This is a genomic window from Aeromonas enteropelogenes (assembly GCF_020097295.1).
In the GTDB taxonomy this organism is placed as follows: domain Bacteria; phylum Pseudomonadota; class Gammaproteobacteria; order Enterobacterales; family Aeromonadaceae; genus Aeromonas; species Aeromonas enteropelogenes.
Map to the genome: position 1 here is coordinate 2,536,561 of NZ_CP083625.1, position 24,267 is coordinate 2,560,827.

A 24,267-nucleotide genomic window follows, 5' to 3' on the forward strand; every position below is an offset into this window, starting at 1 on the left:
CGCACGAACTTTTCCATCAGCTGTTCTTCCGTTTCCACATGGACGGGGTCCCGGAGGATGCAGTCCATGTGGCGCAGATGCTGATGCCGGTGCTACTGCCGGTGCATCCGCACGAACTTCTCCATCAACTGATCTTCGGTTTCCACATGAGCGGGATCCCAGATGATGCAGTCGATAGGGCAGACGCTGATGCAGGTCGGCTTCTCGTAGTGACCGACGCACTCGGTGCAGCGACTGGGGTCGATCTCGTAGATCTCCTCACCCAGGCTGATGGCCTGGTTCGGACACTCGGGATCGCACATGTCACAGTTGATGCACTTGTCGGTGATGAGCAGGGACATCTCAGGCGGCCGAGTGGGGCTGACGGGTGTCCTCGCGCTCGCCGAGGTTGCGCAGCAGGATGCCGTAGTCAACGTCCACTTCCTTCGGTACCGGCACGTAGACCACGTGGCCGTTGCCCGGCGCGGTGTCGATGAGTTCGCCCTTGCGGTTTTGCATCTGCTCCAGATTGAAGCTGAGGTTGCCCTGCGGGGTCATCAGCTCCAGGCTGTTGCCCACCAGGAACTTGTTCTTCACCTCAACCTCGACCATGTCGCCGTTGCGACCTGTGATCTCGCCGACGAACTGCTGGGTGTCGGAGACCGAGTAGCCATAGTCATAGTTCTGGTATTCGCTGTGGTTGTGACGGCGCAGGAAGCCCTCGGTATAGCCGCGGTGGGCCAGGTTCTCGAGGGTGCCCATCAGGCTGCGGTCAAACGGACGGCCGGCTACCGCATCGTCGATGGCCTTGCGATAGACCTGGGCGGTGCGCGCGCAGTAGTAGAAGGACTTGGTGCGCCCTTCGATTTTCAGCGAGTGCACGCCCATCCTGGTCAGGCGCTCCACGTGCTCGACGGCGCGCAGATCCTTGGAGTTCATGATGTAGGTGCCGTGCTCGTCCTCGAACGCGCTCATGTACTCGCCCGGACGGTTGGACTCTTCCAGCAGCACCAGGGCATCGGTCGGTTTGCCGGCGCCCAGGGTCGGGTCGACCTTCTGCACGGCAATGGGCTCCTGGCGGTGGACGATTTGGCCCACCTCGTCCTCCTTGCCCTCATGCACCTTGTACTCCCAGCGGCAGGAGTTGGTGCAGGTGCCCTGGTTGGGGTCACGCTTGTTGATGTAGCCGGAGAGCAGGCAGCGGCCGGAGTAGGCCATGCACAGCGCCCCATGGACGAACACTTCCAGCTCCATCTCCGGCACCTGCATGCGGATCTCTTCGATCTCGTCCAGCGACAGCTCGCGGGAGAGGATGGCACGGGTCAGGCCCATCTGATGCCAGAACTTCACCGTGGCCCAGTTGACCGCGTTGGCCTGCACCGAGAGGTGAATGGGCATATCGGGGAAGGCTTCACGCATCATCATGATGAGACCGGGGTCGGACATGATCAGCGCATCCGGGTTCATCTCCACCACAGGGCGCATGTCGCGGATGAAGGTCTTGAGCTTGGAGTTGTGGGGCTGGATGTTGGCCACCACATAGAACTGCTTGCCGAGGGCATGGGCTTCGTTGATGCCGAGCTGCAGGTTCTCGTGATCGAATTCGTTGTTGCGCACCCGCAGGCTGTATCGGGGCTGGCCGGCATAGACGGCATCGGCGCCATAGGCGTAGGCGTAACGCATGTTCTTGAGGGAACCTGCGGGAGAGAGCAATTCTGGTTTAAACATGTCGGACTCTTATGTCTGATTGCAAATCAGGACGGCGCCACCTGATGGCGTCGTATGGGTTGAGCGGGGCTCGAGCAGCTTCTCGATGCGCCACGACCCGGCGGTGTCTCCATGCTGCACGTTCACAGGGGAGGCACCGGAAACACGGGGTGCGAGATTGTACTCGTCCCTACGTCATCATGCAATTTAGCAGGGGACGCCGGGAAGGCGCGAGCTGGCATGCTTGCCGCGTTCTGGGGATAGATCCTGGGGGCAGATCAGTGAGCGAGGTGCACTCGGGGAAAGTGGCTGTTCATGAAGTGGCGGGGGACGCGGCCATTGCCGGCCTTGGCCAACCATTCCCAGTTCAGCTTCGGGGAGCCTGCCTTGAAGCGCTGGTAGGCAACCCCCTGATGCACCGTCAGGAACAGGGTGGTAGGCAGCCCCAGCTTGTTGCTGTAACGCACCATCAGATCCCCCTGATAGCGGCTGACCCTGAGCTTGAGTGCCTGCAATGTGAGTCCGTTGGCATGACCATCCTGGTCCCAGACTTCAAACATGATATGAAGACTCCAATGAAGATGTATCCACGATGCGCAATAGCCAGGGTTTTGACAAGTGTCAGATCTGACAGCAAGCAGAGGATAGGCGAGGAGCCAAAAAGCGAAAACCCGGCGCAGGGCCGGGTTTTCTTGAATGATGGTGGAGGGAGAAGGATTCGAACCTTCGAAGGCAGAGCCGTCAGATTTACAGTCTGATCCCTTTGGCCGCTCGGGAACCCCTCCACAGGGGCACTACACAAATTGTTCAGGAAGATGGTGGAGGGAGAAGGATTCGAACCTTCGAAGGCAGAGCCGTCAGATTTACAGTCTGATCCCTTTGGCCGCTCGGGAACCCCTCCACGGGGTATTTTCCTGATTGTTGCACTTGAATGGTGGAGGGAGAAGGATTCGAACCTTCGAAGGCAGAGCCGTCAGATTTACAGTCTGATCCCTTTGGCCGCTCGGGAACCCCTCCCCAAGTGCGAGGCGCATACTAACAGATCCTTGGGCTTTGTGAACCCCTTGCGCACCCTTCTGGCAGTAAAAAGTGACTGTTCGTCGATTTTTTGATACATCCCGCTCAAATTTCATGCTTATCAGCAAGTTGTGTGCTGTTTTTCTGCACAATATGCATCGGTTGCCTGTTCTGCGGGAATGAAAAACAGCATAAAAAAACAAGGCCGCCCTTAATCGGCGGCCTTGTGCTGCAAGGCAGGCTCAGCGCTGGAACGGGTAGACGGAGCCGAGTTTGAGGATCTGGGTCAGCTCGTCCAGTGCATTGCGGGACTCCAGCACCAGGGCCGGATCCCGCAGATCGTCCAGGGTCAGGCGATCGCGGTAGTGACGTTCCACCCAGGCGTCCAGACGGGCGAACTGGGCATCGTTGATGAGGCAGGCCGGATTGACGGCGGCCAGCTCCTCGTCATTCATGGCGACCCGCAGTCGCAGGCAGGCGGGTCCGCCGCCGTTGCGCATGCTCTGCTTCACGTCCATGTAGTGCACCTGCTTGATCGGGGTGCCCTGAGTCAGCAGCTTGTCCAGATAGGCTGACACAGCCGGGTTGTCGCGACACTCGGTGGGGGCGATGATGGCCATTTCGCCCGAGGGCAGGGTCAGGATCTGGGTGTTGAACAGATAGGATTTCACCGCATCCAGCACGGAAACTTCCGCCGTCGGCACCTCGATGAAGTGCAGGTCCCCTTCGCCAAACTTGGTGCGCACCTCGGCCAGCGCCGACTCGGTATTGAGGAACGCCTGCTGGTGGAAGAAGAGCACGTTCTGGTTGCCCACCGCGATCACGTCGTTGTGGAACACCCCCTGATCGATCACATCCGGGTTTTGCTGGATGAACACCACGCTCTCGTCACCAAGGCCATGGAGACGGGCGATGGCCTGGCTCGCTTCCAGGGTCTGACGGGCCGGGTAGCGCTTGGGCGCGGGGTGGGAGAGATCAAAGGCGCTGCGACCGTAGACGAACAGCTCGACCCCCGCCTCGCCATAGGCGCGGCACAACCGGGTGTGATTGGCGGCCCCTTCATCGCCGAAGTGATCGTTTTCCGGCAGGTGGAGGTGGTGGCTGAAGTGGCGCTCGTTGTTGAACACGGCGCGCAGGATCCGGCCGGTAACCTCGGGCTCCAGGGAGCGGTGGAATTTGTTGGTCAGGTTGGCAGGGGTGAAGTGGATGCGGCCATCCTGGGTGTCGGCACTCGGTGATACGGTGGCGGCGTTGGCTGTCCACATGCTGGAGGCCGAATAGCAGGCCGCCAGTACGGCAGGGGCCTGTTTGGCAGCCTGTTCCAGCACCCTGGCATCGTTGCCGGTAAAACCGAGGCGGCGCAGGGTGGCGAGATCCGGCCGCTCCTGCGGGGCCAGCACCCCCTGGGTCATGCCAAGTTCGGTCAATGCCTTCATCTTGCGCAGCCCCTGTTTGGCCGCCTCCTTGGGATTGGAGGCTTCCTGGGCATTGCTTTGGGAGGCGACGTTGCCGTAGGAGAGGCCGGCGTAGTTGTGGGTCGGGCCGACCAGACCGTCGAAATTGACCTCGAAGTGCTTCATTGAGTACATCCTTTCGATTTTTATGATGGGTAGCGGTTCCTTCCGCGCGCAATGCGTCGGGGTGGGGCCATTATAAAGAGATTTTATGTTTTTGTAACAACCCGATAACCATCCTCTGTTTTTATGTCGTTTCAGATATAAAAAGAGGAGCGGTATGGCAGAAAATTGAAAAAGCGGTTGCGTCTGGCCCGCACCCTTCGCATTAATAAATAAAGAAGCATGGTAGTTCGGGCTGGTCTGGCAAATTTGTTCACAAGATTGCTTTTTCTCGTCAAATCTCTTATACAGCCCCACAAAACCGCACACCAACCCCGTCGGGTGCAATGAGGATAATAGTTACAGCATGGGCAAATCACTGGTCATAGTGGAGTCTCCGGCCAAGGCCAAGACGATCAACAAATATCTGGGCAAGGACTACGTGGTGAAATCCAGCGTCGGTCATGTTCGCGATCTGCCTACCAGCGGCAGTGCCAGCACCGAGCCCAAGAAACCTGTCATTCGCGGCATCAAGTTGAGCGAATCCGAGAAGGCGGCCAAGGAGCGCAAGGCCCTGTTCGCCCGTATGGGTATCAATCCGACCGCGGGCTGGCAGGCCAACTACCAGATTTTGCCCGGCAAGGAGAAGGTGGTCAGCGAGTTGCAGAGTCTGGCCGAGAAGGCCGACACCATCTATCTCGCAACCGACTTGGATAGAGAGGGGGAAGCGATCGCCTGGCACCTGCGCGAGATCATCGGTGGCGATGACAGCCGCTACAAGCGCGTGGTGTTCAACGAGATCACCAAGAGTGCCATCCAGGAGGCCTTTGCCCAGCCGTCCGAGCTCAACATCGATCGCGTCAACGCCCAGCAGGCCCGTCGTTTCCTCGACCGGGTAGTGGGTTACATGGTCTCTCCGCTCTTGTGGAAGAAGCTGGCTCGCGGCCTCTCCGCCGGCCGGGTGCAGTCGGTCGCGGTGCGTCTCATCGTCGATAAAGAGCGCGAGATCAAGGCGTTCGTGCCGGTGGAGTTCTGGGATCTCAACGCCGATCTGCTGACCGGTGATAAAGCCGATCTGCGGATGGAAGTGGTCAGCCGCAATGGCGCCGACTTCAAGCCGGTGACCCAGGCCGAGACCTTCGCCGCCGTGGCGGCCCTGGAAGGGGTCGACTACAAGGTGGTGAACCGGGAAGACAAGCCGACCGGCTCCAAGCCGTCCGCTCCCTTCATCACCTCTACCCTGCAGCAGGCGGCCTCCACCCGTCTGAGCTTCGGGGTGAAGAAGACCATGATGATGGCCCAGCGTCTCTATGAGGCGGGTTACATCACCTATATGCGTACCGACTCCACCAACCTCAGCAAAGAGGCGGTCGACGCGGTGCGTGAATACATCGGCGGGCAGTATGGCGCCGCCTATCTGCCGGCCGAGCCGAATCTTTACGGCGCCAAGGCCAATGCCCAGGAGGCCCACGAGGCGATCCGCCCCTCCAGCGTGCAGGTGACTGCCGAGATGCTGGAAGGGATGGAGCCGGACGCCATGCGCCTCTACGACCTCATCTGGCGCCAGTTTGTCGCCTGCCAGATGACACCGGCCCAGTACGACTCCTCGACCCTGACCGTCAAGGCGGGCGAGTTCGAGCTCAAGGCCCGTGGTCGCACCCTGCGTTTCGCCGGGTGGACCAAGGCTCTGCCCCCCATGGGTCGCAAGGGCGAAGACAGCCAGCTGCCGGCGGTGACTGTGGGTGAGGTGCTGAAACTGGTCAAGCTGGATCCGCGCCAGCACTTCACCAAGCCGCCCGCACGCTTTACCGAAGCGGCGCTGGTGCGCGAGCTGGAGAAGCGCGGCATCGGCCGTCCGTCCACTTACGCTTCCATCATCTCCACCATCGTTGATCGCGGTTATGTGCGGGTCGAGAGTCGCCGTTTCTTCGCCGAGAAGATGGGGGAAATCGTCACCGACCGTCTGGTTGAGAACTTCGTCGAGCTGATGAACTACGAGTTCACCGCCAAGATGGAAGACAAGCTCGATGGCATCGCCGAAGGGAGCCTGGAGTGGAAGAAGGTGCTGGATGCCTTCTACGCAGAATTTACCCAGGAGCTGGCGCAGGCTGACAAGGCACCGGAAGAGGGGGGCATGCGTGCCAACCAGATGGTGCTGACCGACATCGATTGCCCGGATTGCGGTCGCAAGATGGGGATTCGCACCGCCACCACCGGCGTCTTCCTCGGCTGCTCCGGTTATGCCCTGCCGCCCAAAGAGCGCTGCAAGAAGACCATCAACCTGGTCTCCGCCGACGAGTTCGTCTCCGCTACCGATGGTGACGAGGCGGAAACCGACGCCCTGCGCGCCAAGCACCGCTGCGGCGTTTGCGGCACGGCGATGGATGCCTACATCATCGACGACAGCCGCAAGCTGCACGTCTGTGGCCGTAACCCTGATTGCGACGGCTACGAGATCGAGAAGGGCCAGTTCAAGCTCAAGGGCTACGAAGGGCCGAGCATCGAGTGCGATCGCTGTGGTTCCGAGATGCAGCTCAAGAACGGCCGCTTTGGCAAGTACATGGGCTGCACCAACGAGACCTGCAAGAATACTCGCAAGATCCTGAAAAATGGCGATATCGCACCGCCGAAAGAGGATCCGGTGCCGCTGCCCGAACTGAAATGCACCCAGTCCGACGCCCACTTCGTGCTGCGTGACGGGGCGGCCGGTCTGTTCCTGGCGGCCAGCAATTTCCCCAAATCCCGCGAAACCCGCGCTCCCTTGGTGGAAGAGCTCAAGCGCTTCAAGGATCGCATCTCGGCCAAGCACAAGTACCTGGCTGAAGCACCGCAGACCGACCCGGACGGCAACCCCGCCATCGTGCGCTTCAGTCGCAAGACCAAGGAGCAATACGTGATGAGCGAGGTCAACGGCAAGGCAACTGGCTGGACCGCCCACTACGACAACGGCACCTGGCAACAGAGCTTGCCAAAAGCGAAGAAAGCCTGATGAGCAAGAGGCCCCGATACGGGGCCTCTTTGTTTATTGGAGGCGATATACTGAGAGCCGGCTGCAAGGAGTGCAGCGTTGGAACAAGGAGGTTGTGATGGAGATTAGCGAGATCCGTCCGGGCATGAATTATCTGACCCGGGAAGGAACCGCCTATGTGCTGGAAGTAGACAGGCAGAGCCTGCTGGTGCTGGTGCAGCGTGAGGATGAAACCATTCCGGTGCAAGTGCGCAGCGATGCCATCCTGGCCCTGCTGGAGTAGCGTCGCCCCGTCGTCTCGTCAAAACGGTAACAGAAAGAGCAGCTCGGCGAGATCGGGCTGCCACTGCCACTCCCGCATCCTGACTCGCCCGCCTATCACCACGACGCCCTCCTCTTGCAGGCGCCCGGTCTGCTCTGCAAATCCGTTCGATCCTTTTGGCAGCGAAATGGTGCCGCCGGCCCCTATCACCCTGTGCCAGGGCAACACCTTGTCGGTTTCCCGCAGCACCTTGCCCACCAACCTGGCGCGCCCTGGCAGGCCGGCCAGATCGGCGACCTGACCGTAGCTCGCCACCTTTCCCGGCGGGATCAGGGCGATGATGGCCTCGATACGGGCGACCTTGTTGGTGGGCAAAGGGGCGGTCATGGACATGGTGTCAGGTTCCCAAAAAGCAGAAGCGCCATTGTGGCGCTTCTGCTGCTTGCCTGACAAGCCGCTCAACCAAAGGTCTGGCTGATCCGCTTGAGCTGCTTGGCCCGTTCCAGCAGTTGTTGGCTCGACGCATCCACGCACTGGATCTGCTCGCTATTGGCCCGGGAGTACTGGGAGATCTGGTTGATGCTGCGGCTGATATCTTCCGCCACCGCCTGCTGCTGTTCGGCGGCGGCGGCGATCTGGGCCGAAAACTCCGATACCTGCTCAATTTCATCGAGCACGTCGTGCAGGCTGCTGGAGCCCTGGCGGGTCATCTCGGCGCAGCGACGAGTCTGTTCCAGATTGCTCTGCATCATGACTTTCCACTGTCCCAAGGTTTGCTGGATCTGGGTGATGCTGCCCTGGATCTGCTCGGTCGCCTTGTGAGTGCGGGTCGAGAGGGTGCGTACCTCGTCGGCGACCACCGCAAACCCGCGCCCCTGCTCGCCGGCGCGTGCCGCCTCGATGGCGGCGTTGAGGGCCAGCAGATTGGTCTGATCGGCGATGCCCTGGATCTCCACCATCACGGTACCGATCCGCTCAGACTCGCTGGCCAGCTCCACGGCGGAGTGGAAGGCCTGCTCGGCCTGGCGGGTGAGCTGCTCAATCTGCTGTTCGGTCTGGCCGAGCTGTCGATCGGTATCCATGCAGTGGTTGCGGGCCTCGCTCACCTGCTGATTGGTATCCTGGATGTTGCGGGCGATCTCCTGGGCTGTGCTGGCCATCTGGGTCATGGCGGTGGCCATCTGCTGAGTCTGGGCATCCTGCTCCGTGATGTCGTGATAGGCCTGGTGGGAAGCCTGTTGCAGGTTGGTTGCCAGGGTCTGCAGCGGATGAGTGGCATCATTGACCCGCCCCAGCACGGTCCGGATGCGGGCCTGCCACATCTTGAGGTGGAAGTCGGCGATGGCGCCGGGTTTGTCCCCCGAGTAGATGAGCCGGGTCAGGCTGTCATATTCGTGCTCCAGCTGACGCAGGTAGCGGGGCAGGGCGAACAGCTCGCGCCAGTAGGCGACGGAGAGGAGAAGCAGGGGCAACAACATCCACAAAGCACCCAGCCAGCCATGCCAGTGGACGGCCGCCGCCAGGATGGCCAGCAGCAGGGCGGGCACCAGCAGATGACGCACCCTGGTCAGCGAGACGTTCAATCTGGCATGACCCTGCTCGCTTCTGAGCAGGTTGCGATAGGTGAGGGTGGCAATCTCCTTGTGACGGGGATCCGGCCGGGTGCGTACCGACTGGTAGCCGCAGATCTGATCCCCTTCATAGATGGGAGTGACATAGGCATCGACCCAGTAGTAGCGGCCATCTTTGCAGCGATTTTTCACCATACCACGCCAGGGTTTGCCCTCCTTGAGACGCAGCCACAGATCGGCAAACGCGACCTTGGGCATATCGGGATGACGCACCATATTGTGGTTCTGGCCCAGCAACTCTTCGCTGCTGTAGCCGGCGATCTCGCAAAAAGCGGGGTTGGCGTAGGTGATCACGCCGCGGAGATCGGTCGTGGAGACGAGCTGCACATCGGCAGGAACGTCCACTTCGCTATCCACAGTGTGGACCTCTCGGTTAGTCATGATCATGCGCCCCTTTTGTTATTGATAATGAAGTTTTTAAGTGTGGCATATCCGACCCGGAGTGCTTCTTTTCCATATGAAGGGTAGGGTGGTTTCGTTGGGCGCCGAATTTTGTCAGGATATGGTGAGAAAAGGTAGAGGAAAGTTGTATTTTTGTTGGTGGTTTATAAAAAAAGGCGGCCAGCAGGCCGCCCAAAAAGAGACAACATTACCTCTGTGGCATCCGGTAGCGCACCTGCTGCTGGTCAAGGATCTGCAACTGTCCCGGCAGACGGGCAGCGAAATGATCCCATGCCTTGTGGACCGGATTGCTCCAGGCCACTTCGGCAGTCGCCAGCATACGCGGAAACAGCATGTAGTCGAGGCGATCACGGGAGGTGATCAATTCTGACCACAGGGGGCTCAATACCCCGAGGATGTTATCGTTGGCATGGAAATCTGCCGGAGCCGGGTCGCATGCGTAGACCTGCTCCAGGTTGAGGGTGCCCGCCCAGTAGAGGCCAGGCTCGTGAATGTCCTGGCTCCAGGCAAGATCGAGATAGAGATACTGGGCCGGCGCCATGACCACCGGATAACCGGCGGTGGCGGCATCGAGCCCTGCCTGGAAGCTGGTCCAGGCGAACACGGCGGCATCCCGGCTCACCTTGTCGCCATGCAGTATCTCCTCCCAACCCAGCATCTGCTTACCCTTGCCGGCCAGATAGCGCTGGCAGTGGCGCAGCAGATGGCCCTGCAGCTCGCGGCACTCCTGGTATCCCTGTTGTGCCATCAGTCGCTGGCAGGCCGGGCTGTCGGTCCAGACGCCGGTTGGCACCTCGTCTCCGCCCATGTGTACCTGGGGGCCCGGGAACAGCTCGCACACCTCGTCGATCACCGTCTCCAGGAACTGGTAGGTACCCGGCAGCGCCGGGTTGAGCACGTTGTCGTCGAAATGCTGTACCGACAGGTAGCGGGAGCGATCTTCTTCCTCAGTCAGCAACTCGGGCAGCGCCTTGATGGCCGCATGGCAATGACCCGGAATGTCGATCTCCGGGATGATGGTGATGCCGAGCCCGGCGCCGTAGGCCACCAGTTCGCGCACTTCGCTCTGGGTGTAGTAGCCACCGTAAGGTTCGGGGCCGCCGCTCAGCTGGGGATCCACCGCCAGCCCATGGCCCCGCCAGGCTCCTTGCTCGGTGAGCGCCGGGAAGGCCTTGATCTCGAGGCGCCACCCCTCGTCATCGGTGAGATGCCAGTGGAAGCGGTTGAACTTGTAAAGGCTCATCAGCTTGAGCAGACGCTTGATGGTCTCGGTGCTGTGAAAGTGACGGGCGCAGTCGAGAAAGATGCCGCGAAAGCCAAAACGGGGGGCATCCTCCAGCTTGACGCAGGGCAGGCTCTCGCCGTGTTGCAGGTACCACTGGGCCAGGCTGACCAGACCGTGGCGCCAGCCCGCCTCGCCCGCTGCACTGATCACTATCTCCTCTGGCGTGATGGTTAGGTGATAGGCCTCGGGCGCAAGAGGGGCCTCGATGAGGCGGATCCCGGCATCGTGATCCTGATCCAGGGCCAGCCCGGTGAGCTCGTTGAAGTGGGCCAGCAGGGCGCTCAGGTTGCCCGGTCCGCTGACGTGGGCACGCTCCGCCAGCCTGAAATTCCCCTCCAGCAGGGCGAGCTGGGCCGGTTGCGGTACTATGCCGCATAGGGGCTCCACCGGTGGCAGGTCGGGTTCACTGACGGCGGGGGCATCCAGCGCAATATCCTGCCCGGCCAGGGTGACAGGCTGCAGGCTGGCGCCCGTGGCGGCCTCCGGCAGGCTCAGGAAAAATCCCTGCGGCATGTCGGAGAGCCGCTTGATGGGGGTATTGCGGCAACAAAAAGTCAGCTCGCTGTTGCCCCCTTGGGGCGCCAGCACCTTGTAACTGCCGCTCTGGCGCTCAAGCCGGCCCCCCTGTACCGACGCGGGGTCGATGTGACGCGCCAGGCAGAAGTGGAGCTTCCACTGGGCGTCCGGCAAGTGGGACAGATTGAACCGGAACCAGACATCTTCGCCATCACGTCGGACGACCTGGGTGTGGATCAGGGGTGTAGACATGGATATTCCTCCGATTGGGCAAACAGGATGGCGCCGTCAAGGGCATCGGCCTTGGGGGGCGCAAGGTTGAAACGGGCGAGGCGGGGGGCGAGACGCATGCCGATGCCACCAAGCAGGGCGATCCGGTGCGCGCCAAGCTGCTGCATGCCATCCAGCAGCTGCGCCAGCTGGGTACAGGTTTCGTCAAGCAGCTGGCAGGCGAGCTCGTCGCCATCGCTGGCGGCATCGAATACCCAGGGGGCGAAGTGGCCATACTCGGCCGGGATGGCGCGAGCCGCCCAGCGCACCACCTGGGCCTGATCCCGCTTGAAGTGATCCATCAGTCGCACGGCCAGGGTGCTGGGGGGCAGAATGCCGTCGTGGCAGAGCAGGGATTGCTGGAGGGCGCGCAGCCCCAGCCAGGCGCCGCTGCCTAAGTCAGAGATGGGAAAACCCCGCCCCGAGCAGGTGCGGATCTGCCTGCCCTGATAAATGAGGCCGGCCGAGCCGGTACCGGCGATGAGGATGGCCCCCTCCTGGCCGCCGAAGGCACCGAGACAGGCACCGAAGGCATCGGAAGTCAGCTTGACGCTGGCAAAGGGAAAGGGCATGGCCAGCATGGCGTGATAGCAATCTGCCAGCTCGGCGGAGGCGAGCGCGAGGCCCACTCCCATCTGCTGTTCGCACTCGGGGCCAAGTCCGGCCGCCTGCCGGGCGCTGGCGATGGCCGCCAGCACGTTGGCGTGGGCATGCAGGATGCCGAGCTCCAGATTGGAACCGGCGGCCCGTCCCTCGCCCAGGAGTTTGCCCGCCCGGTTGCGAATACGGGCGCGGGTGTGGGTGCCACCGCCATCTACCCCGACCCAGTACTCAATCATGGTGACCTCCCAGCGCGCTTTGCCAGCTAATAGCCAGGGCAAACCAGGCTGGCTGTATGGAGGAACCACGGCTCTCCCCAGTGTCAATGATGCTTGAGCCGATCTCAATCATGGTGGCCTCCCTGCACGCTCTGCCAAGTGATGGCCAGGACGAACCAGGCGGAATGTATGGAGGATCCACTGTTCTCCCCACTGCCAATGATGCTTGAGCCGATCTCAATCATGGTGGCCTCCCTGCACGCTTTGCCAAGTGATGGCCAGGGCAAACCAGGCGGCGTGGGGGATCCACTGCTCGCCCCAGCGCCAGTTTTGATCGAGCCGCTCCTTGTACTCTTGCGGAATAAAGGCGACATCAGCCTCGTCATCGAAGCCGGCAGTGATGCCGTTGCAGATCCCGCCCTGTGCATTGGGGTAGCCGGCGGTGTAGCTCGGGTTGTTGATACCGTGGCCCGCCAGCATGCAGGCATTGAAGGGGTTTTGTCCCAGGATCCAGTCGAGCTGGTGCTGACCGAAATTGAGCAGGAGCTTGCGCTGGCGAGGCAACTGGGTGGCGGCGGAAAAGGCCATGGTCGCAAGGGAAGCCAGTCGGGCGTTCTCCCCCTGCCACCAGTAACCGGATTCGTTGTGGTGGGGCATAAAGAAGCTGATACGCGGCGCTTCGCCAACCCCTTTCACATACTGGCGAGCGAGGGAGAAGGGGTTGCCCGCCCGGGCGCACAGCGCCAGCTCGGCGGCCAGTGCCTGCTCGATCACGCTCTGTACCGCGGCCTTGCGCTCCCGATCCGGTTCTACCCCCAAATATTCAAGCAGCGCCAGCACCGGCAAGCCCGCTTCGGCGGCGTGGTAGTAGGGGCGCGAGCCATTCTGGTTGGCGGACCAGTAGTGGCCAAGATCCGGGTGGCTGTGCTGGCGGGCGCACAGCTTGCCGGCCCGATCCCGCGCCTCGCCGAGCCACTCTGGCCCCAGCGTTTTGGTCAGCTCGACCGCCGCCAGCAGGGCGCAGTAGTCGTCGATGATGTTCTCGCAGCCATCGTCCAGATAGGCGTGGTTGTGCTCGCGCAGGTGCAGGTAGCCGCGCCGCGCCGCCTCGGCATAGCCGCTTGCATCGATATCGCCGCTGATGCTCTCGCGCGCGGCCCGGGCCAGTGCGGCGATGGCCATGCCCCCGCCCTGACGAAAGCCCGCCTGCCAGTCGGCGGATTTGATCCCCTGCTGGGTGGCGTAGGCACACAGTTCCCGCTGCTCGGGATCCTTGCTCCACTTGTCGAACAGGGTCATGTAGAAAAAGCCGCTCTCATCCTGCATGCGGCAGAGGAAATCGGCACCGTGCAGCGCTTCGTCATTGAGTCGCTTGCACAGGTTGATGCCGTCGATGTCGCGACGTGTCGCCAGCAGCTCGCGGCACTTGAGCAGGGCCCACACCACCATGGGGGTCTGCTGGGGATTGAGGTAGTTTGCGTAGGAGAGGTGGCTCAGATACTTGCTCATGTCACCGCTGGCGTCGAACCAGCCGCCGTGCACATCCCGGCACTGGTCAGTGCCAAACAGGCGGGCGTTGCGGTCGGCCCGATCGAAGGTGCCGCTGGCGCGCTGTCCCTTGAAATAGTGAATGACATCGGAGAGGCAGCGGCTCGCCAGCAGGTCGGGGCCGATGGCAAAGCGGGCGGAGCGCACTATGCCCTGAGCGGTGATCGCCTCCAGCCGGTAGTGGCCGGGCTCCTTGCAGGGGGAGAAATCGGCTTTCCAGTAGGCCCGCCCCTGCCACCCATCCACCCGACCGGCCGGTTGCAACGGGGTTTCAAACAGCGTCTGGCCATCATCGAGGCGCTGCAGCCGGACATAGCCGCCGAGATCGTGGGGGGAGCTGGTTTGCAGCAGGGCGATTTTCTGGGCGTCGCAGTCGTAACCCACCTGATTGATCAAAAGTTCCATCAAGGTTTACTCCAAAGGTTCTGCGGTCGGGGGGATGCATGGCCCAGGGCCAGAGTCCCCGAATCGAGGCAGGCCGGGCAAGGCTGCCCGGCCAGGGTGTGGCACATCACTCGTACAGGTAGCAGCGGACAAAATGGTTGCTGGCAAGTTGGGTGATGGGGGGCAGGCTCTCCTTGCAACGGGGCATGGCCTGGTTGCAGCGCCCGGCGAACGGGCAGCCGCAGGATTCCGGCGTCCAGAGCGGGATCTCCCCCTTGCGACCCCCCTCCAGCTCGGCGTGGATGCTCTTCTCGGGATCCGGCACCGCCGAGATGAGCAGCTGGGTGTAGGGGTGCTGGGGGTGGTGCAAAATTTCGTCCACCTCACCCCACTCCACCATGTGGCCCACATACATCACCGCCAGATCCTCGGCCACGTAGCGAGCGGTGGCGATATCGTGGGTGATATAGAGCATGGAGACGCCGAGCTCGTTCTTCATCTGCTCCATCAGGTTGAGGATGCCGATGCGAATGGAGACGTCGAGCATGGAGGTGGGCTCGTCCGCCAGCACCACTTCCGCCTCCACCGCCAGGTTGCGGGCGATGTTGACCCGCTGGCGCTGGCCGCCGGAGAGCTGGTGCGGGTACTTGGCCGCCGTCGCCTTGGCCGGGGTCAGCCCCACTTTTTCCAGCAGGGTGTAGACCATCTCCGGCAGATCTTTTTTGTCGATCACCTTGCTGTGCAGCAGCAGGGGACGGGCGATGTGGTGGTAGATGGTGTGGGTCGGGTTCAGTGAACCGAACGGGTCTTGCCATACCATCTGCACACTCTGGCGATAGTCGAGCAGGGCGGTGCCCTTGTTGAATTCCTCCAGATCCCGGCCGCGATAGAGGATGCGACCGGCGCTCAGCTTGTACATCTTGGCGATGATCTTGGCGATGGTGCTCTTGCCGGAACCCGATTCACCCACCACCGCCAGGGCACGACCTCGGTGCAGGTTGAAGGTGATGTCGGAGAGGGCCCGCATCTTGCCACTCTTGATGGCATTGGAGTTGATGGGGAAGTCCTTGTAGAGGTGCTGGACTTCGATGATGGGGGCATCGGTGTTGGCGATTTGCATGACAGACATCCTTAACAGCCAGCGGCCTTGTCCAGATAGAACACGGGCTCTTGTTGTTCATCCTGCGCCTCATGGAGGTGGCAGGCAGTTTGTTGACCGGGGCGGATCTCGGCCAGCCGGGTGTACTCCTGGCGGCAGCGATCGTGCACCTTGCTGCAACGGGCCTGGAAGCGACAACCCACCGGCACCTCAAGCAGGTTGAGCGGGGTGCCCGGGATCCCCTCCAGCACCTTCTTCGGCCCGTGCAGGGGCGGGAAGGAGTTGCCGAGCCCCTTGGTGTAGGGGTGCAGCGGCGCGGTCAGGATTGCCTTGGACGGGGCCACTTCCACCAGCTCGCCGGCGTACATGATGCCGATGCGATCGCAGAACTCGACCATGAGTGAGAGGTCATGGGTGATGAACAGGATGGAGAAGTTGAACTTCTCTTTCAGGGCATAAACCTTCTGCAGGATCTCCCGCTGCACCACCACGTCCAGCGCCGTGGTCGGCTCGTCCATGATGAGCAGCTCGGGATTGAGGGCCATGGCGATGGCGATCACCAGTCGCTGGCGCATGCCGCCGGAGAACTGGTGCGGGTAGTCCTTGAGCCGGCTCGGGTGGATGTCGACTATGGTGAGCAGCTCCTGGGCGCGCTTGATCGCCTCGTAGCGGGTCATGCCCCGGTTGTGGGCCAGCAAGACGTCGCAGAACTGCTCCTCCATGCGTAGCACGGGGTTGAGCGCGTTCATGGCGGACTGGAACACCACAGAGACCTGGCGCCAGCGGTAGGAGCGCAGCCGCTCGTCACCGTAGTGGAGGATGTTCTCCCCCTTGAACAGGATCTCGCCGCCACTGATGTAGGCGGGCGGCTTGTGCAGCCGGGCCACCGAGAAGGCGACGGTGGACTTGCCGCAGCCCGACTCGCCGGCGAGACCGAAGATCTCGCCCTGCTTGATATCGAAGCTCACCGAGTTGACGGCGCGCACGTCGCCGTTTTCGGTGATGTAGTCGACGCAGAGATTGCGTACCGACAGCAGGGGTTGCTGGTTCATGCTGTCTTCTCCTGTGCTGTGGCAACCGGCGTGGTGACCGGGGCCGCGAGTTTCTTCCAGCGGCTCAGTCCTTTGTGGGAGCGCAGCTGCGGGTTGGCGATTTCATCGATGGCGAAGTTGAGCATGGCCAGTCCCGCGCCCAGGGTGGCGATGGCAAAGCAGGGGGCCAGGATCTCCCACCAGGCGCCGATCAGGATGGCGCTCGAGGTCTGGGCGTTGTAGAGCATGATGCCCCAGCTCACCACGGTGGGGTCGCCCAGACCCAGGAACTCCAGGGTCGCTTCGGTGACGATGGCGTAGATGATGGAGCCGATGAAGCTCACCCCGATGATGGAGATGAGGTTGGGCAGAATTTCCACCAGGATGATGCGCCAGGCCGGCTCCCCCAGCACTTCGGCGGCGATGACGAACTCTTTCTCCCGCAGGGCCAGGGTCTGGGCCCGGATGACCCGCGCGCCATAGGCCCAGGAGGTTAATCCTATGATGACGGCAATTACCGTCGGCGACGCCTCCCCGATAAAGCTCGCCAGCACCAGTAGCAAGGGGAGGTTGGGGATCACCAGCACCACGTTCATCAGGAAGGTGAGGCACTCGTCCACCAGGCCGCCGAAGTAGCCGGCGGTGATGCCGATGGCGACCGCCAGGGCGCAGACCAGCAGACCCGCGCTAAAGCCCACCATCAGGGAGACGCGCGCCCCGTTGGTGAACTGGGCCCAGATGTCGTGGCCCATGCGGGTGCTGCCCATCACGAACTCGGCACTGGGGGGCTGGTGGGGGCGTGCAACCCGCTTGGTCGGCTCGTTGCTGGCCAGCAGGGGAGCAAAGATGGCCATCAGCACGAAGGTGACGACGATGGCGAGGCCGAAGGCTGCCTTCTTGTTGCCCAGTAAAATCTTGAGAATGGTCGGCATACGCATCTTATTTGCCTCCTGTACGCAGACGGGGATCCAGGAAGACGTAGAGCACGTCGGCCAGGAAGTTGAAGCTGAGCATGGTGATGGTCATGATGAGCAGCTGCCCCTGAATGAGCGGGTAGTCGCGAGCCAGAATGCCCTGATAGAGGGTCAGGCCCAGCCCCGGGTAGTTGAAGATCACCTCGGTGATGAGGGAGCCACCGATGACGAAACCGAGTGCCATGGAGAGGGCGGTGACGCTGGGCAGGATGGCGTTGCGGGCGCCGTAGTTGAAGATCACCCGGTTGCTGGAGAGCCCCTTGGCCTTGGCCATGGTGATGTAGTCTTCGCCCAGCAGGTTGATCATGTTGTTGCGCATGGTGATGAGGAAGCCCCCCACCTGCACCATGGCCAGGGTACCGACCGGCATGATGGCGTGGAGCAATATGCTCTTGATGTGCTCCCAACCCCAGTCAGGCTTGATCTCCGGACTGTAGGCGTAGCCGATGGGCAGCCACTCCAGGCTCACCCCGAACAGGAAGAGGGCGAGCAGGGAGACCACTACCGGGGGGATGGCCTGCATCACCAGGGTGAGTGGCGAGAGGATGCTGTCCATCCGGCCACCGCGATACCAGGCGGCGAAGATGCCGACGATGGAGCCGATGGAGAAGCTCAGAATGGTGGAGGTGCCCACCAGAAACAGGGTCCAGCCGATGGCGCGACCCAGCACGTCAGAGACCTGCTGCGGGTAGAAGCGCACCGAGGTGCCGAGATCCCAGGTGAAGACGCTCTTCACATAGGTCAGAAATTGGGTGCCGATGGGGCCATCCACGAAGCCAAAGGTGGCTTTGAGGGCCTCCAGGGCGGCCGGTTCCATCATGGCGCCGGCGCGGGCAAACATCACGGAGACAGGATCGCCTGGCATGGCGCGGGGTAGCAGGAAGTTGATGGTGGCGGCTACCAGGAAGGCAACCAGATAGAAGGAGAAACGTCTCAGTATGAATCCCATGATAGTACCTTTTACTGCAAGCCTGCCCCGCATCGGGTATAGCTACCCCAACCCCGGCAGAACCGGGATAAAGGGGGATGAACGGGGAAGATGGCCCCCCGCAGGGGGCCGGGATTGATTAGCTGTTTGGCTTGAGGGACAACACGTGCAGCAGACGCTCGGGTGTGTCCGGGTGGAGCTGGGGTTTGGCAACCGGGTTGTCGGCACTGAACCAGCCATTGAAGCGCTTGGTGCTGTACTCGTACCAGGTCGGGTTGTTGAACACAGGGATGATGGTCTGGTTGGCACCGACCTTCTCCTGGATGGCGAACATGATCTCCTTCTGCTTGGCCGCATCGGCGGTCTGGGTGAAGTCGTCGATCAGCTTGTCCAGTGCCGGATCCTTGTAGCGGGGGGCCGCGAAGCGGTTGCCACGCTCACCCATGTTGCGGGAGTGGAACGCGGTCTCGAAGTACTTGTGCGGGTTGGCACCGGCAAAGTAACCCTGCAGCGCCACGTCGAAGTCGCCGGTGATCAGGTTCTCGGTCCACACGGTGGCTTCCGGGGTGGCAGTCTTGGCATTCAGGCCCAGTGCCTGCAGCCCTTCCACGCCGATCTGGACGGTATTGACCCAGTCGGTCCAGCCGTTCGGTACCAGCACCTTGAACTCGATCTTCTTGCAGCTCGGGGTGTCGAGGAACTTGTCGCCGTCACAATCCTTGTAACCTGCTTCCTTCAGCAGTGCCTTGGCCCCTTCCAGATCGAACTTGTTGAACTTGCCGTACTTCTTGTCCACTTCCGGGTTGTTCCAGGAGTCGAATGCCTTGCCAAGGCCGGACGGATATTCGTTGACGGTCGGGTAGCCGTAGCCCGCGATGTCCACCATGGACTGGCGGTCCATCGCCATGGAGAAGGCACGGCGGAAGTTGATGTCGTTGAAGGCTTCGTGGTTGCCCGGGTTCTTGGTCTGGAAGTTGACGTTGAACGCCACTGTGCCGGAGGCCGGGAACCAGTACTTGTTGTTCTTCGGATCGTTGCCGACGTAGAGACGCTCGATATCCGGCACGAAGGAGCCGAACCAGTCGATGTCGCCCTTCATGACGGCGGCCAGCACCTGGTCGTTGGTGGCCATCTGCGGCATGCGGATACAGTCGATGGCGAGGTTGTCGTTATCCCAGTAGTGCGGGTTGCGGCACTGGGTGTAGAGCTGGGCGGAGAAGTTGTCCACCTCGGTGAACGGGCCGGTACCGACCGGCTTGTCGTTGGTGAAGGCGACCGGGTCTTTCACCGACTTCCACTGGTGCTCGGGCACGATGGGCACCAGCACTATGTCGTTCACCACGTTGGTGTTGACCTCGGTCAGGTCGAAACGGACCTTGTTGGGGGCCAGCTTCTCGACATTCTTGATCTGGGTCCAGATAGAGCGCTCATCCAGGGCCTTGTTGGCCTTCACCAGGTTGAAGGAGAAGAGGATGTCGTCTGCATCAAAGGCTTCGCCGTCAGACCATTTCACCCCGTCACGCAGATCGAAGGTGACGGATTTGAGGTCATCGCTGAACGCATAGTTGGTGGCCAGACGATAGACGGGTTTGCCACCCTGCATATCGTTGAAGATCACCAGCGGCTCATAGATGAAGTGACGGGTGGTGTGCAGCAAGCCCGCTTGCAGGAAGGGGTTGAAGTTCTTGACCCAGGCGGTTTCCTGTTGCGCGACCATGGTCAGCACGGTTTTGTTTTCTGCGGCCATGGCGTTGCCGGCGGCACCGGCGAGCATCATGGTGCCCAGCATTACAGCGGTAGAGATTTTGGATACTTTGGCAAGCATATGTTTTCCTTTCTTATTTTTTGGCATTCCTGAGGGATTCGCCTTGTTTTGTGTGAGCACCGGCTTCGCATGCTGAGGAAGTCGGCCCTCCATGTTGGTCGGGCTGTGCACCCTTGTCGTTCTGTTTTCCAACGCTCTTAGCAAAACAGAGTTAACAGGAAAACAACAACTATTGATTTCGTCGTTTTCGTAAAAATTGACGGGGTTACGTCAATTTCGTCAAAACACGTTTTTATCTGATTAATATCATATGGTTATGTTATTTGGTTTCGCGTAAAAAGTGCCCGTTGCCAGACCAGTTATGACAATTTTGTGAATTGGATCCGCTCGCTGTGGCGGCGTGGGCAGAACCTTTAATTTGTGCAAAAAAGAAACGGGATGGGCCGGTGTGAGCCGGCTCACATCCCGTCTTCCATCACTGCTTGCGATTGGCCAGCTGGCGCAGGGTCTGGGCGCTGTGCTGCAGCTGCTGGCGCTGCTGTTCGTTCAGCGGGCAGTGCCCCAGCACGAATTCCGTGGTGGCGACCACCGTCTTCCAGCGCGGGGATTTGGGCAGGGTATCCAGGCTCAGATACTTGTCGAGGGTACGGGTCTGCGGGCTGGATCTGTCCATGTAGACTCGCCACAGCTTGCTCTTCTCCGCCAGCACTATCTTGCCCTTGCCGGTGCCCTGCTGCCAGGCGTCCAGCGTCAGCTGCATGGTCTCGACCAGGGCGCGGCGCAGGGGTTCGTCATCCTGCTGACGAATGAGATTGTCAGCCAGGGAGCGGAACTCGCCGCCGAGCCGGCTCAGCTCGCCGAGCAGTTGATCGTCCTCGATGATGGCCTGGCGTGACAGGTTCTTGAGGGCGTTTTCCAGCGCCATCACCCGGTTGTCATCCTGGCGCTGGCCTGTGCTGAGGGTGAGGGCGATGGCCGCCTGTCCTCCCAGACTGATGGGCAGGGCGCGGGCGTTGAGCCTGTCCTCGACCCCCGCCACCAGGAAGGTCAGGTCCCGCTCGCCGGCCGGTTCCGGCCACTGCTGCTTGAGCGGGCTGGCGAGCCACTCGTCGAGGGCGTGCCCCTCCATGGCCTCGGGCTCCTGGCCCAGCAAGCCGGCCAGCACCCGTGAGGCAAACAGCACTATGCCTTGCTGGTCGATGAAGATCATGGGGTCGGCCCCTTCCCCGAGCAGGGTCAGCAGCCGTTGCTGATCCTGATGGAGCCGCTCCTGCAGGGTGAGGCGGTGCTCTATCTCCTGCTTGAGCAGGCGGTTCTCCACCAGGGAGGCGCGCCCCGCCTTGGCCTCCAGCAGCGCCTTGACCCGGGCGAACAGCTCCTCCTTGCAGAAGGGTTTGACCAGATAGTCGTTGGCCCCGGCGCCAAACCCCTCTTCGATATCCTTGGGCTGGTTGAGGGCGGTGAGCAGCAGCACCGGCAGCTTGTCCTTCGGGTGCTGCTCGCGCAGCCGGCGGCAGACATCGAAGCCGGAGAGGGTGGGCATCATCACATCAAGCAGCACCAGATCGACGGGCTCCCGGGCCAGCTTGGCCAGCGCGTCGTGGCCATCGCTGCTGGGCAGGATGCGATAGCCGCAGGGCTGCAGCAGGTGGCGCAGGATGTGCAGGTTGATGGGCTCGTCGTCCACCACCAGGATGAGGGGAGCATCCTGCGGGGGCGGGGGCAGATCCTCGCTACCCCACTCCGGCAGGATCAGGGGCTGCTGGCGCACCAGCTGGTGCTCAATCTGGCGATTGCCCTGCAGCTGGCCTGCTGTCTGGCCGATGGCGAGCGGCAGGGTAAAGGAGAAGGTGGAGCCGACGCTTGGCTCGCTTTCTACCAACAGTTCTCCGCCCATCAAATGCACCAGCTGGCGGGTGATGGAGAGGCCAAGGCCGGCCCCCTGCTTGCCCGCCTCCGGGCTCATCTGCACCAGCGGCTCGAAGATGTGTTCCAGATGTTCCGGTGCGATGCCGATGCCGGTATCGGTCACCTTGATGCGCAGCATCTGCTCCTCGACGACCGCACTCAGCACCACCTTGCCCTGAGGCGTGTATTTGATGGCGTTGCCCACCAGGTTGTAGAGCACCTGTTCGAGGCGCTGCTCGTCGGCCAGCACCGGCGGCAGCTCGGCGGGGCTGATGTCCACCAGGGTAAGGGGCTTGGCCTGCACCAGATGCTGGCAGAGATCCAGCACCAGCCGGATGACCCCTTTCGAGGAGACGGGCTGGGGGTGGATCTCCAGCTGGCCGTAGCGCATCTGGTGGTAGTCGAGCAGATCATCCACCAGTCGGGCCAGACCGTCGGCACTCTTGATTATGAGGCCAAGCTGTTTCTGCTGGCCTTCGGTCAAATCCTGCTGGCTGGCGAGCATGGATTCCGCCATCCCCTTGATGCCGTGAATGGGAGTGCGCAGCTCATGGGAGGTGTTGGCCAGCAGCTCATCCTTCAGCTTGTCGGCCTGCTGCAGGCTGAGGTTCTGCCTGTGGGTCAGCTTGACCTGCTGTTGCAACTCCTGGGTTTGCCGCTCGATGAGCTCGATCTTCTCCTTGACCGAACGCTGCATATGGCGAAACGACTGGGCCAGCCGGTCGATGTCGTCGTCGGTGCGGGCGATGGTGATGGGGTGATCCAGGGCGCCATCGGCCACCTGCTCCGCCGCCGCAGTGAGAGAGCGCAGCGGCGCCGTGATGGAGTGGGAGAGCCAGCGGGAGAAGAGGATGAGCAGCAGCAGGGAGCCAGCTCCCAACAGGACCACCAGTGCTTCGAGCTGGCGGATGGGGGCATAGGCTTCCCGGGTCGAAATCTCGGCGATAAAGGCCCACTCGGTATCGAATACCTTCACCTGGGTGTAGGCGGCCAGCACCTCGTCTTCATGGTAGGAGAGAAACTGGCCAACTCCCTGCTCGCCGGAAAGGGCCTTGGTGACGAGGGGGGTCTGCAGCGGCCGGAAGTGGGGGCTGAAGCTGTTCTCGACGCTGAACTCGGGGGCCAGCCAGGCATCGGCGCGCATCCGCTTGTCGGGGCCGATGAGGATGGTTTCACCGGTCTCCCCCAGCCCTTCCCGCTCCGCCATGATCTGGTTGAGCTTGTCCGGCAGCAACTCGAAGATCACCACGCCGCGCACATAGTCGTACTGCATCACGGGGGCGGCCAGGTAGGCGACCACCTGGCCGGTCAGCTCGTTGCGACCAAAATCGGTGAACTCGAAGATCTGCTGCGGCTTCTGGCCGCCGTCGAGGCGACGCTTGATCTTGGCGAAGGTCTGGCCGAGGCCGCTGCCCTGATAGGGACCGGAGAGCAGATTGGTGGCGAAGTTGACCTGTTTGGTGACCGAATAGACCACATCACCATTGAGGTCCACCAGAAAGATGTCGCTGTAGTCGGACTTGCGCACCATGTCGGCATAGCCGCGGTGAAAGCGCTGGTGGACCCGGCCATACATCTCGTCGGCCAGGATCAGGGCGCTGATGGAGGGCTCGGTATTGACCTTGGGATCCGGTTTTTGCAGTTGATCCCAGGATCCGGGCACATAGCGGGACTGGGCCCGGGTACGTGCCTCCTGGGAGCTGGTGCCCAGCTTTTCGAAAGCGCCGGTAAAGCCGTAGAAGCGGCCGATACTGTTGCCCGCGAAGTCCTGCTGGGAGAAGTTGATGATCTGCTCTTTGAGGTTTTTGAAGTAATCCTCGAGCTGACTCTTCTTGATGTTGCGAACGGAGACCAGATGGTTGGAGGTCTGGGTGGTGAGATCCTTGCCGTGGCTGTAGAGGAAGAAGAGAGTGATGACCAGGAAGGGCACCATGCCCAACATGAAAAAAGCCAGCATTAACCGCGGTCTGAGTCCACGCAGCGTGAAGATCCATTTCATCTTGTGATTTTCAATTGAGAATCCGGTTACTAAGCTGTGCCAGTCTCGAATGAAAGCATAATCATTTCAATGGCTTTATCCCAAATTCGCTTGTCTGGTCACAGCCTGACGGGGAAAATTTCAGCAACCCGTTTAAACCCTGAGCAAACAGTCGCGGGCGGGGTTAAAAGTGCGAAAAAAGGGTTGTGCTGACGCTCGGGGTACGTATAATGCGCCTCGT

General features: G+C 61.5%; 17 protein-coding genes and 3 tRNA genes. 2 read left to right on the plus strand and 18 right to left on the minus strand.

The features are described from left to right. Positions 1-92: 92 nt before the first annotated feature. The 7 genes from LA321_RS12000 to astB all read right to left on the minus strand — a co-directional run bounded on the left by LA321_RS12000 (position 93) and on the right by astB (position 4,283). Positions 93-341 carry a YfhL family 4Fe-4S dicluster ferredoxin gene (locus tag LA321_RS12000; RefSeq protein WP_017787727.1) on the minus strand — a complete coding sequence of 83 codons (249 nt, stop codon included), beginning with the start codon at positions 339-341 and terminating at the stop codon, positions 93-95. Position 342: 1 nt separating this feature from the next. After that, positions 343-1,707, minus strand: coding sequence for a prephenate-dependent tRNA uridine(34) hydroxylase TrhP (trhP, locus tag LA321_RS12005; RefSeq protein WP_042024772.1), 1,365 nt, complete (start codon positions 1,705-1,707; stop codon positions 343-345). 257 nt (positions 1,708-1,964) lie between these two features. Then, the gene (locus LA321_RS12010; RefSeq protein ID WP_042072218.1) at positions 1,965-2,246 is read right to left on the minus strand and encodes a hypothetical protein; all 282 of its coding nucleotides are present in this window, start codon (positions 2,244-2,246) and stop codon (positions 1,965-1,967) included. Between the two features lie 140 nt (positions 2,247-2,386). Then, a tRNA-Tyr gene (locus tag LA321_RS12015) sits at positions 2,387-2,471 on the minus strand. Between the two features lie 31 nt (positions 2,472-2,502). Next, a tRNA-Tyr gene (locus tag LA321_RS12020) sits at positions 2,503-2,587 on the minus strand. Positions 2,588-2,618: 31 nt separating this feature from the next. Beyond that, positions 2,619-2,703, minus strand: a tRNA-Tyr gene (locus tag LA321_RS12025). Positions 2,704-2,945: 242 nt separating this feature from the next. Next, positions 2,946-4,283, minus strand: coding sequence for an N-succinylarginine dihydrolase (gene astB / locus LA321_RS12030; RefSeq protein WP_042072216.1), 1,338 nt, complete (start codon positions 4,281-4,283; stop codon positions 2,946-2,948). Between the two features lie 343 nt (positions 4,284-4,626). Between astB and topA the strand changes: the two genes are divergently transcribed. After that, positions 4,627-7,248: a type I DNA topoisomerase gene (gene topA, locus LA321_RS12035; RefSeq protein WP_042072215.1), complete on the plus strand. Its 2,622-nt coding sequence runs from the start codon at positions 4,627-4,629 to the stop codon at positions 7,246-7,248. 97 nt (positions 7,249-7,345) lie between these two features. Next, positions 7,346-7,510 (plus strand): hypothetical protein, encoded by a 165-nt coding sequence (locus LA321_RS12040; RefSeq protein ID WP_167335334.1) that lies wholly within the window; start codon positions 7,346-7,348, stop codon positions 7,508-7,510. An 18-nt stretch (positions 7,511-7,528) separates the two neighbouring features. Here the strand turns inward: LA321_RS12040 and LA321_RS12045 are convergent, their stop codons facing one another. The 11 genes from LA321_RS12045 to LA321_RS12095 form a co-directional block, all read right to left on the minus strand. Further along, positions 7,529-7,882 (minus strand): MGMT family protein, encoded by a 354-nt coding sequence (locus LA321_RS12045; protein WP_042072214.1) that lies wholly within the window; start codon positions 7,880-7,882, stop codon positions 7,529-7,531. A gap of 65 nt (positions 7,883-7,947) precedes the next feature. Beyond that, positions 7,948-9,501 (minus strand): methyl-accepting chemotaxis protein, encoded by a 1,554-nt coding sequence (locus tag LA321_RS12050; RefSeq protein ID WP_042072415.1) that lies wholly within the window; start codon positions 9,499-9,501, stop codon positions 7,948-7,950. A 208-nt stretch (positions 9,502-9,709) separates the two neighbouring features. Further along, a complete protein-coding gene (locus tag LA321_RS12055; protein ID WP_042072212.1) occupies positions 9,710-11,575 on the minus strand; it encodes a beta-N-acetylhexosaminidase in 1,866 nt (621 codons plus the stop codon). Further along, positions 11,560-12,432 (minus strand): BadF/BadG/BcrA/BcrD ATPase family protein, encoded by an 873-nt coding sequence (locus LA321_RS12060; RefSeq protein WP_042072211.1) that lies wholly within the window; start codon positions 12,430-12,432, stop codon positions 11,560-11,562. Before LA321_RS12060 ends, LA321_RS12055 begins: the two co-directional genes overlap by 16 nt. A 216-nt stretch (positions 12,433-12,648) precedes the next feature. Then, a complete protein-coding gene (locus tag LA321_RS12065; RefSeq protein WP_042072209.1) occupies positions 12,649-14,364 on the minus strand; it encodes a glycoside hydrolase family 9 protein in 1,716 nt (571 codons plus the stop codon). 106 nt (positions 14,365-14,470) lie between these two features. Further along, positions 14,471-15,463, minus strand: a complete 993-nt coding sequence (locus tag LA321_RS12070; RefSeq protein ID WP_042024780.1) for an ABC transporter ATP-binding protein — start codon at positions 15,461-15,463, stop codon at positions 14,471-14,473. A gap of 11 nt (positions 15,464-15,474) precedes the next feature. Continuing rightward, positions 15,475-16,494 (minus strand): ABC transporter ATP-binding protein, encoded by a 1,020-nt coding sequence (locus tag LA321_RS12075; RefSeq protein ID WP_042024781.1) that lies wholly within the window; start codon positions 16,492-16,494, stop codon positions 15,475-15,477. After that, positions 16,491-17,411 carry an ABC transporter permease gene (locus tag LA321_RS12080; RefSeq protein ID WP_042024782.1) on the minus strand — a complete coding sequence of 307 codons (921 nt, stop codon included), beginning with the start codon at positions 17,409-17,411 and terminating at the stop codon, positions 16,491-16,493. Before LA321_RS12080 ends, LA321_RS12075 begins: the two co-directional genes overlap by 4 nt. 1 nt (position 17,412) lies before the next feature. Then, positions 17,413-18,396 carry an ABC transporter permease gene (locus LA321_RS12085; protein WP_026456977.1) on the minus strand — a complete coding sequence of 328 codons (984 nt, stop codon included), beginning with the start codon at positions 18,394-18,396 and terminating at the stop codon, positions 17,413-17,415. A gap of 118 nt (positions 18,397-18,514) precedes the next feature. Next, positions 18,515-20,200 (minus strand): ABC transporter substrate-binding protein, encoded by a 1,686-nt coding sequence (locus tag LA321_RS12090; protein WP_042072207.1) that lies wholly within the window; start codon positions 20,198-20,200, stop codon positions 18,515-18,517. A gap of 415 nt (positions 20,201-20,615) precedes the next feature. After that, complete coding sequence (locus LA321_RS12095) at positions 20,616-24,047, minus strand: hybrid sensor histidine kinase/response regulator (RefSeq protein ID WP_042072206.1); 3,432 nt, start codon at positions 24,045-24,047, stop codon at positions 20,616-20,618. Positions 24,048-24,267 lie beyond the last annotated feature (220 nt).

What these genes read in the sequence shown, in the direction of transcription:
- topA (WP_042072215.1), top strand. Translation starts at nt 4,627, where the DNA reads ATGGGCAAATCACTGGTCATAGTGGAGTCTCCGGCCAAGGCCAAGACG.
- LA321_RS12010 (WP_042072218.1), bottom strand. Translation starts at nt 2,246, where the DNA reads ATGTTTGAAGTCTGGGACCAGGATGGTCATGCCAACGGACTCACATTG.
- LA321_RS12095 (WP_042072206.1), bottom strand. Translation starts at nt 24,047, where the DNA reads ATGAAATGGATCTTCACGCTGCGTGGACTCAGACCGCGGTTAATGCTG.
- LA321_RS12045 (WP_042072214.1), bottom strand. Translation starts at nt 7,882, where the DNA reads ATGTCCATGACCGCCCCTTTGCCCACCAACAAGGTCGCCCGTATCGAG.
- LA321_RS12080 (WP_042024782.1), bottom strand. Translation starts at nt 17,411, where the DNA reads ATGCGTATGCCGACCATTCTCAAGATTTTACTGGGCAACAAGAAGGCA.
- LA321_RS12000 (WP_017787727.1), bottom strand. Translation starts at nt 341, where the DNA reads ATGTCCCTGCTCATCACCGACAAGTGCATCAACTGTGACATGTGCGAT.
- LA321_RS12070 (WP_042024780.1), bottom strand. Translation starts at nt 15,463, where the DNA reads ATGCAAATCGCCAACACCGATGCCCCCATCATCGAAGTCCAGCACCTC.
- LA321_RS12085 (WP_026456977.1), bottom strand. Translation starts at nt 18,396, where the DNA reads ATGGGATTCATACTGAGACGTTTCTCCTTCTATCTGGTTGCCTTCCTG.
- LA321_RS12090 (WP_042072207.1), bottom strand. Translation starts at nt 20,200, where the DNA reads ATGCTTGCCAAAGTATCCAAAATCTCTACCGCTGTAATGCTGGGCACC.
- astB (WP_042072216.1), bottom strand. Translation starts at nt 4,283, where the DNA reads ATGAAGCACTTCGAGGTCAATTTCGACGGTCTGGTCGGCCCGACCCAC.
- LA321_RS12055 (WP_042072212.1), bottom strand. Translation starts at nt 11,575, where the DNA reads ATGTCTACACCCCTGATCCACACCCAGGTCGTCCGACGTGATGGCGAA.
- LA321_RS12065 (WP_042072209.1), bottom strand. Translation starts at nt 14,364, where the DNA reads ATGGAACTTTTGATCAATCAGGTGGGTTACGACTGCGACGCCCAGAAA.
- trhP (WP_042024772.1), bottom strand. Translation starts at nt 1,707, where the DNA reads ATGTTTAAACCAGAATTGCTCTCTCCCGCAGGTTCCCTCAAGAACATG.
- LA321_RS12060 (WP_042072211.1), bottom strand. Translation starts at nt 12,432, where the DNA reads ATGATTGAGTACTGGGTCGGGGTAGATGGCGGTGGCACCCACACCCGC.
- LA321_RS12075 (WP_042024781.1), bottom strand. Translation starts at nt 16,494, where the DNA reads ATGAACCAGCAACCCCTGCTGTCGGTACGCAATCTCTGCGTCGACTAC.
- LA321_RS12050 (WP_042072415.1), bottom strand. Translation starts at nt 9,501, where the DNA reads ATGACTAACCGAGAGGTCCACACTGTGGATAGCGAAGTGGACGTTCCT.
- LA321_RS12040 (WP_167335334.1), top strand. Translation starts at nt 7,346, where the DNA reads ATGGAGATTAGCGAGATCCGTCCGGGCATGAATTATCTGACCCGGGAA.